Here is an 8,159-nt window from a genome sequence, read left to right on the forward strand (position 1 = left end):
TCACCTAGAACCCGGCTAGATGACCGAACTAGCTCGCCCATACCTGTTTGCGTCACCTAGAACACGCTAGGTGACCGAACCAGCTCGCCGATACCTGTTTGCGTCACCTAGAATCCGGCTAGATGACCGAACTAGCTCGCCCATTCCTGTTTGCGTCACTAGAACACGGCTAGATGACCGAACCAGCTCGCCGGTACCTGTTTGCGTCACCTAGAACACGGCTAGGTGACCGAATCAGCCTTCCTGCTCAAAATAACGTTACTTAGGAACGGATTTACCCCTTATGGTTTCTCTACGAATTGATCCCAATCATGGATTTCATCGAAAAGATACGTTTTATAATGTTTGGCATGTAAAATAACAATTCCACAGCAAAGGCTACTGTGGAATGACGAAAATTTTATAGTTTCTTATCTTTAAATAAAAAAAGGCGATTCGGTTATCGAATGCGCCTTTTCTCAAATACTACTTATGCTGTTGCTTTTGCAGCATCTTTTCCGCCATTGGCTGTTTTGCGGATGAATGGCAGTACCCATCGGTCCAACCCGTAGCGGCCAGCATTATAACCAGCTGCCAAAATGATGAAGCCAAGGAATATGTCTGTTGGGTTATGGGATACTGTTCCCGCCAGGAAGAAAGAGAAGTTCATCACTAAACCAAAGAACATTGCCGCTGTAGTCAAGCATCCTAATAGCAGCCCTAAACCAACTAATGTCTCACCCCACGGGATGATAATATTGAACAATTCGGCATTTGGCAATGCAAAGCTTTCGAGGAAGGTTACATACCAGCCATAAACCATACTTCCATCCGGACCCTTCACCGGATTTGCAGTTGCTCCTTTTAGGAAGCCGGAAGCGTCGAAACCGCCTGTTATTTTATGAAGACCAGCAGTGAACCAGGAATAACCAAGATACACACGAATGACAGTAAGGATGATAGCAGAGACATTATTTTCTCTTAAAAATTTGTTAAACATATTGTTTTCCACCCTTTCAAAATTTACTTGCTCTTGATACTTACACTATATTTGATTCCGACCTTAAATAACATAGGTATAATGATAAGTTCACAGTTTGTTAGAAATGTTTTGACGGAACTATGAACGAATCCATAGTGAACAATCTTATCCCTGAGTTACGGGCCACCTTTATATTTTTCATTGCACTACAATATAGGTTTTCTTGGGGATCGCTTTTACCAGGCGAACCGGTGATGGGAAGAACAACTAGCAGTTGAACCGGCCAAATGATATCAGCCAACATATTCCAGGCCCTCGACAATAAACGATCCCGTTGTCCTGAAGTCAGGTATGCATTCACACATCTTTGTGATTTCCTTTGAACCTTCAACTATATAAATACTGTTAACTAATAACGCCGTTCAAAACAGTGCTTCACCAGCGGAATGAACAAAGGGACAGGTACCGGTCAATACCGATTCTGCGGCTGGCAAAGGTCCTTCAACATCCATCCGTATCTCTTGATGAGCGGTTTTCGTTTTTTGAGGACCCTTATTGAAAAAATCATATAAAAAAAGGGTGATATGCATTAGACAAGTCTAATTTGCATCACCCTTGAGTTATTGTATATCATAAATCTTCTCTAGTCTTCGTTTATTAATTTAATACCTTTATGCTTCATTACGTGCTTGAGAGCAGTCTTAAATGTTAAAAAGGTTTTCAAAGTTTTTACTGATTGCATCTCCGAACTGATAATTTTTTGTGATACTGCAGGTGTAAATCCAGTATAAAGGACATCAATACCAAATAAATTTAACGTGTTATTAAGTTTAATGATCGATTCACCAAATACATCCATTTCAATAGACTCATTTTCACCAATTCCACTGAAGTCAATAATAACTGTATTAACGGTTTCGAAATTAATTAAATTAGCTATCTGTGAAATAATTTTTTCAAACCTTCCTGGAAGTAGCTTACCTACAATGGGAATTAAAACGGTTTCAGGAATAATAGAAGGTATTATGGGAACGGACATTGAATCTATGATTAATTTAGATTCATTTAATTGTTTTTTAAGTTCCTGTATCTCCTTCTCCATTTCCAGGTATTTAGCCATCGATTTTCTCCTTAAGTCTTTTAGAAGAATTATAACATTCTATTAAATTGACCTGCACTCTTTAGCTCTATATTAGATTCCTTATTATACTAAACTGCGCTTTAGTTCAATAAGAAACAAGCCGGCCAGTTTAAGGCAGCAGGATCTTGAAATAAGCACCCCAACATGCCTTCGTCCAACCTCCCCATGAGGTGGATGTCAGTCATCCTGCTCGACAGGGTCATCTCCCGTACTTTAGTTGAATTACTGACTAATCCGTGCTTCAAATGTAAACCAACGAAATACCATTCATACCAGAAATCAGAAAGTCATCTAGGCTGCTTTCGGTAATTTTTTCTTTCAAATGAGGAATATCCCTTAACATACGTTGTTCACTGAAATCACATTGCCTTTTCCCAATGGTGAATAGGATACGTAATACTGCATATTGCGATGAGGGATTGCATCTTATTCAAAGGATTATCCGGACGTTTTGTAAAGTACTCATGCAATGCTTTAAAGGCATTGTTTTTAGCTACTAAAGGGATGGCGGCCCGGAATACCAAGAGGTTTATTTATGCTCAAACCCCATTTGATTTCAAACCATAAAGCATGAAAATATTAAATAAGAAAACACCTGCTAATGCCTGCAGAAAAAGAACAAATAAATCTTTAAGTCTTATAGAAGAAAATGTTTTTTCCTGTTTCAAAAAAAGCGGGATCATAATAATAGATGCAACAAGAAACCGAAATCCGATGCTAAAAAAACTGGAAAACTTGAAGTAATAAGTTTACCGAAAACCACAGTGCTCCTAACTATCGCCATATTTATGGCAGTTGACCTTCACACTTAAGGCAACCCTCATTAAGTAAAGACCCGTACTCCCTCACTAACGGGCGGGGGTAATTAGGTTATAGAATCGACTACCAACAATTAGTAAAGGAGCTGGTTTACAGCTCCTTAGTTTCCCCCTCAGTTTGCTCCCGTTCGGGTTCTCCATATGGCTGGGTAATCTCTTTGGCCAGATCATCCAGGAATTCATCGGTTAATAATGGTACCTTGTCTTTATACATAGAAATGCTCCTTCCCTTCTGTTCTTCATTATTGTGTGCTCAGGTATTCCTAAGATACCTTACCCATAACATCCCCACAGTGTGCTTTTTCATTTACTTTCATTAGACGGAGGAGTATTATTGTGACAGTTTCATATTTCTAAGTCGCTGAGACCAAATAGGTGCGGGGGAACCAAAATTCGGATTATCATAATCCAGGGGTGAATCCTTTTTTAAGGTAGGGCTACTCAAAGGTCCGAATCCGACAGCTAACCTCGTAAGCGTTTATGAGAAGGAAGGTGGAGCTTGTGAGACAAGAGAGTTGCTGTCTACAGGTTGTTTAACTACGGCTTGTAGGCTTTTTTGGTTTGCGAATATAAGGGTGAAGTAACTTATTGCCTCATAGGACAAAATACACATATAACTTCTGGTGGTGAAACCAAATGGTATCCAGACTTAAGCGTTTGTTGATTGGCCGCCCGCTGAAATCAACAGAATTAGGGGAACAGAAACTTAATAAAGTTAAAGCATTAGCGATCCTTTCGTCCGATGCTTTGTCATCCGTTGCCTATGGGCCTGAACAAATTTTAATTGTCCTGGCAACAGTGGGTGCAGCGGCATTTTGGTATTCAATCCCAATAGGAATTGGGGTTTTAATTCTTTTAACGGCACTAATTCTTTCTTACAGACAAATCATCTTTGCATATCCCTATGGTGGAGGGGCGTATGTGGTATCCAGGGAAAACCTCGGTGTCAACCCTGGATTAGTTGCTGGGGGATCGCTATTGGTCGACTATATTTTAACAGTAGCTGTTAGTGTATCAGCCGGAACTGACGCTATAACCTCGGCTTTTCCACAGTTGCATCCTTATAATGTCGGGATTGCCATCTTCTTTGTCGTATTTATTACAACATTGAACTTAAGAGGTGTAACCGAATCTGCTTCTATACTTGCGTATCCGGTGTATTTGTTTGTTCTTGCCTTATTCATTTTGATCGGTGTGGGTCTGTATAAGATCATAACAGGTGATGTATCGCCAGATTTGCACACTCCTGTTGGTACACCTGTCGCCGGAATCACATTGTTTCTGCTTCTGCGAGCCTTTGCATCAGGGAGTTCTGCTTTAACAGGGGTTGAAGCCATTTCGAATGCCATTCCGAACTTCAAGGACCCAGCACCTAAAAATGCAGCTAAAACTCTGGCTGCTATGGGCATTTTACTCGCGATATTATTTTCAGGAATTGTCGTGTTAGCTTATTATTACGGAACAACTCCTACTGGTGAAGTAACGGTTGTCTCGCAAATTGCAGAAGAAACATTCGGACGTAATTTTATGTATTTCTTCATTCAAGGGACAACTGCCCTGATTCTTATATTGGCAGCAAATACCGGGTATTCAGCCTTCCCGTTATTGGCAGTTAACCTTGCCAAAGATAAGTTTATACCTAGAATGTTTACGATCAGGGGAGACAGGCTTGGATATTCTAACGGGATTATCATACTTGGGGTAGCATCGGCCATTTTGATTGCAATTTTTAACGCTGAGACAGAACATCTAATCCCCCTTTATGCAGTAGGGGTGTTTATCCCCTTTACGTTGTCCCAGACAGGTATGCTGCTGAAATGGATTCGTGAAAAACCCCAGGGGTGGGTCCCTAAATTTATCATCAATACAACTGGTGCGGTAATCAGCCTTACCGTTACACTCATGTTCTTTTTAACCAAGTTTGCACAGGTCTGGTCCGTATTGGTTTTTCTGCCCATCATCATATTTATTTTCCATTGCATAAAAAAACATTATGAAGACGTAGGGGATCAGCTGCGGATAACTACATGTGAACCTGTTGTACCAATTAAAGGGAATGTAATCATCGTTCCAGTGGCCGGGATCACACATGTTGTAGAAAACTCTCTAGAATATGCGAAATCTTTGTCGTTTGACCAAATTATTGCCGTTTATGTTCCTTTCGAAAGGGAAGATGAACGAAAATTTGAAGAGAAGTGGGAAAAATGGCAACCTGACGTCAGACTTGTCACCCTGTTCTCTCCATATAGAAGTATCATTAACCCTCTAAGAAAATTTATCGATATAGTTCAGCATAAAGCAAGTGAATCGAATTATAAGGTGACGGTACTAATACCACAATTCATTCCTAAAAAATGGTGGCATAACATCCTGCACAACCAGACAAGCTTATTAATCAGGGCATACTTGTTGTATCGCAGAGATGTGGTTGTGGTCACTGTTCCATATCATTTAAAGAAATAAGCCAAACGTCTTGTGGAAAACAGAAAAAAATACCCGCATGACACACCTTTCCATCATCTTTCGGTTTCCTATGAAAAGATTGTTTAGTTTGAGGACCCCTTTCCCGGGTTCTCTTTCTAAATTTCGCAACAAAAAAGCTTCCCATTGTCATCGTGCTCTTTTTTAGAACTAACGCACCCGTTACTTTAAGTACAATCTTTCACGAACTTTCCTTTAAAAACAGATGAAGCTTTTTTCTAAATAATTTCTGAGGGTATTTGTGGACAAACAGTCTTTTGTTGATTTATAGCCACATGTAACTACAAATGTAATGATACGCCAAGGTAATTCATCTTTAGTAATTTACATTTTCATTTTCCAAAGAGGTACCTTTTTTACGAAGTTGAAGGTTAATGAATCCGAATATAGAGGAAAATATCAATAAGCATCCTGATAAAATATAAACAAGACGAACCCCTATCAAATCCGTTAAAGCTCCAATCCCGAGAATAGAGGCTATAAAAATAAGTTGAACTAATGTTGATCTTGCTGAAAGTATTTTTGTTAAAGTCCCTTCATCTGCATTATTTTGAAACATTGTTTCTTGTGCTAAATCTCTCATTTGATAAGAAGGTCCCATTAATAACACTAACAACAAAGCAATAAAAGAATTAGAAACAAAACCGTAAGCAAAGGTTAAAATTCCAAAAGCCGCGGAACCAAATAACATAAAACTTGTTAAATGCCCCTGTAACATCTTGGAAAAACGATACACTAAAATTCCACCAATAATAGTTCCCAGATAGTAGCCGCCATTTATATAACCCCACCAGGTTTCACCTTTACCGAGTGCATCTTGTACATAAGTTAGTGTTACAGCTCCTATCCATATCGTGCCAACCCAAGCCTCCATTAAATCCATTATAATAATGATTCTGAGTCCTTTATGTTTGAAAAGATATTTCCAACCAATTGTTATGCGAGTGATTATTCCTTCTTGTGATTCGACTTTTGAAGACATACTAGCTTTTATCAATATAAAGAGAGTATGGATATTATAATTAAGCAAATTGTAATGAAAAGGGTATTTTGTTTGCCAATAAAAGCCAAAAGTACCCCTCCAAAGGTCCAACCAGCAAATAAAAATGTTTGGTCCACGCTTGATATAAGGCTATTAGCTTTCACTCTGTGACTTTTTGAAACGATAGACTTAATTATTGATGTTTTAACTGGAGAAAAAAATCCATTAAAAAATGATATAACCCCTATCAAAATAAAGATTTTTATTATGTTTATCGTATTGATTTCTTGAAGAAACAATCCAAATAATACAAAAAGAAGTATCAATTGGCTCATCTGAGAAAACTTTAGCAATTTGGGTGGTTTAAATTTATCTGAAATTGTAGGTAGGAATATAGTGCTTATCATCCGTGAAACGACACTAACCAATGTAACGGCTGAAGCTAATGTCGTAGAGCCGGTCTTATCAAACAGGTGTAAAACAACGACCATTGTATATAAAGCAAAGCCAAGGTTAGTTGCAGTCTGACTAACTAACAAAGCATAAAAAGAGCGATTCACTTCAGTCCTCCCTTCTCATAAATTTCCAATACGCAGAAATTATAGCATAATGTGTAAATTATGAGTTGGAATATTACAACATTAATAAACCTGCTCATTTATTCAACTAACTGCTTCGTTAGTTGAGCAAGAAAAATAATCGCAGCCTGTTAGCACAATAACTTCAACAAAAATATACGTATTCCTTCTGAGTATGGATTAATCTAAAGTTCAAAGATAAATTGACCAAAAATATATGTATGTATAACATATAATTAATACGGAAATATTTTTAATTATTTGATAATTATTGAACCACGCACTACAATACAGTCAGATATACAATACAAGGGGTGAGTGCCATTTTGGAACAAAGAAATATGCCAGAAATAAGGATTGAACCTTGGGGTGAAGGCGATCTTAATTTACTTCATCTTCTAAATGCTCCTGAGATGACAGTACACTTTGGAGGTCCAGAGACAGAGGAAAAGATCCTAGCTCGTCATAAACGGTACTGTGAGATCTCGGAAAAGGGAACTGGACGTATGTTTAAGATTCTCTTGTTTCCAAATCTTGAAACCGTTGGTAGTGTCGGCTATTGGGATACGATTTGGCAAGGAGAACCTGTTTATGAGATAGGTTGGAGTGTTTTAGCTGCATATCAAGGCAAAGGGATAGCGACAAATGCAACAGCCACAGCCATTGCTAATATTAATTCTGAAAAGAAGCATAATTTCATTCACGCTTTCCCAAAAATCACCAACCCCGCTTCTAATGCAATTTGTCGCAAGCTCGGTTTCTCGCTTATTGGTGAATGTGATTTTGAATATCCTATTGGTAGTTTCATACGATGTAATGACTGGGTATTAGCAGTTGGTGAAAACTGAAGACTAAATTAGTGAAGAAATTTGATAGCCGATTTAACCATATTAGATGAACTACTTTCAAAGCCCAAAAGGAATATATTCCTTTTGGGCTCTTCCAAAAAATCTCAAAGATTGGAATACCTTATTGAACTAGTCGAGTAGAAGGGAGCCTTTCTACCTTTCGGTAAATTGTGCTCCTCCCCCCTCACAGAACCGTGCTTGCGCTATTAACGCACACGGCTCCTCCAAGTTATCCTTCACAGAATGTAGTTAATTTCTTTTCTTAAATCATAAATATTCACTTTGATTCTATATAGATTGAACTTAAGTTTTTCTTCGTAATTCAGAAGGATTTTTGCATATCACCCGTC

The 8,159-nt window shown here is 38.4% G+C and carries 6 protein-coding genes, 2 pseudogenes and 1 riboswitch; of the genes and pseudogenes, 2 read left to right on the forward strand and 6 right to left on the reverse strand.

The window, feature by feature from the left end:
* Positions 1–469: 469 nt before the first annotated feature.
* The 5 genes and pseudogenes from CVD19_RS22115 to CVD19_RS22135 all read right to left on the reverse strand — a co-directional run bounded on the left by CVD19_RS22115 (position 470) and on the right by CVD19_RS22135 (position 3,134).
* On the reverse strand, positions 470–979 hold the full coding sequence (locus CVD19_RS22115; protein ID WP_101585351.1) for a DoxX family membrane protein: 510 nt from the start codon (positions 977–979) through the stop codon (positions 470–472).
* Positions 980–1,604: 625 nt separating this feature from the next.
* Positions 1,605–2,081: a hypothetical protein gene (locus tag CVD19_RS22120; RefSeq protein ID WP_101585352.1), complete on the reverse strand. Its 477-nt coding sequence runs from the start codon at positions 2,079–2,081 to the stop codon at positions 1,605–1,607.
* Between the two features lie 262 nt (positions 2,082–2,343).
* Positions 2,344–2,635 (reverse strand): annotated as a pseudogene (locus tag CVD19_RS25640) (hypothetical protein); the annotation flags it as partial.
* 6 nt (positions 2,636–2,641) lie between these two features.
* Positions 2,642–2,785, reverse strand: coding sequence for a hypothetical protein (locus CVD19_RS25645; protein ID WP_257985252.1), 144 nt, complete (start codon positions 2,783–2,785; stop codon positions 2,642–2,644).
* Positions 2,786–3,011: 226 nt separating this feature from the next.
* Positions 3,012–3,134 carry a hypothetical protein gene (locus tag CVD19_RS22135; RefSeq protein WP_101585353.1) on the reverse strand — a complete coding sequence of 41 codons (123 nt, stop codon included), beginning with the start codon at positions 3,132–3,134 and terminating at the stop codon, positions 3,012–3,014.
* A 135-nt stretch (positions 3,135–3,269) separates the two neighbouring features.
* Positions 3,270–3,412: riboswitch (cyclic di-AMP (ydaO/yuaA leader) on the forward strand.
* 144 nt (positions 3,413–3,556) lie between these two features.
* Here CVD19_RS22135 and CVD19_RS22140 point away from each other — a divergent pair.
* Entirely contained in the window at positions 3,557–5,383 is a 1,827-nt protein-coding gene (locus CVD19_RS22140; RefSeq protein WP_101585354.1) for an APC family permease, read from the forward strand.
* Between the two features lie 334 nt (positions 5,384–5,717).
* On the opposite strand, the pseudogene CVD19_RS22145 reads toward CVD19_RS22140, so the two are convergent.
* Positions 5,718–6,943 (reverse strand): annotated as a pseudogene (locus tag CVD19_RS22145) (MFS transporter).
* A 359-nt stretch (positions 6,944–7,302) separates the two neighbouring features.
* On the opposite strand from CVD19_RS22145, the gene CVD19_RS22150 reads away from it, so the two are divergent.
* Positions 7,303–7,809: a GNAT family N-acetyltransferase gene (locus CVD19_RS22150; protein WP_101585355.1), complete on the forward strand. Its 507-nt coding sequence runs from the start codon at positions 7,303–7,305 to the stop codon at positions 7,807–7,809.
* Positions 7,810–8,159 lie beyond the last annotated feature (350 nt).

This window comes from Bacillus sp. T33-2, assembly GCF_002860205.1.
In the GTDB taxonomy this organism is placed as follows: domain Bacteria; phylum Bacillota; class Bacilli; order Bacillales; family Cytobacillaceae; genus T33-2.

Bases quoted from the DNA above. Each gene is read 5' to 3' on its own strand.
- CVD19_RS22115 (WP_101585351.1), bottom strand. From the start codon at position 979: ATGTTTAACAAATTTTTAAGAGAAAATAATGTCTCTGCTATCATCCTT.
- CVD19_RS22140 (WP_101585354.1), top strand. From the start codon at position 3,557: ATGGTATCCAGACTTAAGCGTTTGTTGATTGGCCGCCCGCTGAAATCA.
- CVD19_RS22150 (WP_101585355.1), top strand. From the start codon at position 7,303: ATGCCAGAAATAAGGATTGAACCTTGGGGTGAAGGCGATCTTAATTTA.
- CVD19_RS22120 (WP_101585352.1), bottom strand. From the start codon at position 2,081: ATGGCTAAATACCTGGAAATGGAGAAGGAGATACAGGAACTTAAAAAA.
- CVD19_RS25645 (WP_257985252.1), bottom strand. From the start codon at position 2,785: ATGATCCCGCTTTTTTTGAAACAGGAAAAAACATTTTCTTCTATAAGA.
- CVD19_RS22135 (WP_101585353.1), bottom strand. From the start codon at position 3,134: ATGTATAAAGACAAGGTACCATTATTAACCGATGAATTCCTGGATGAT.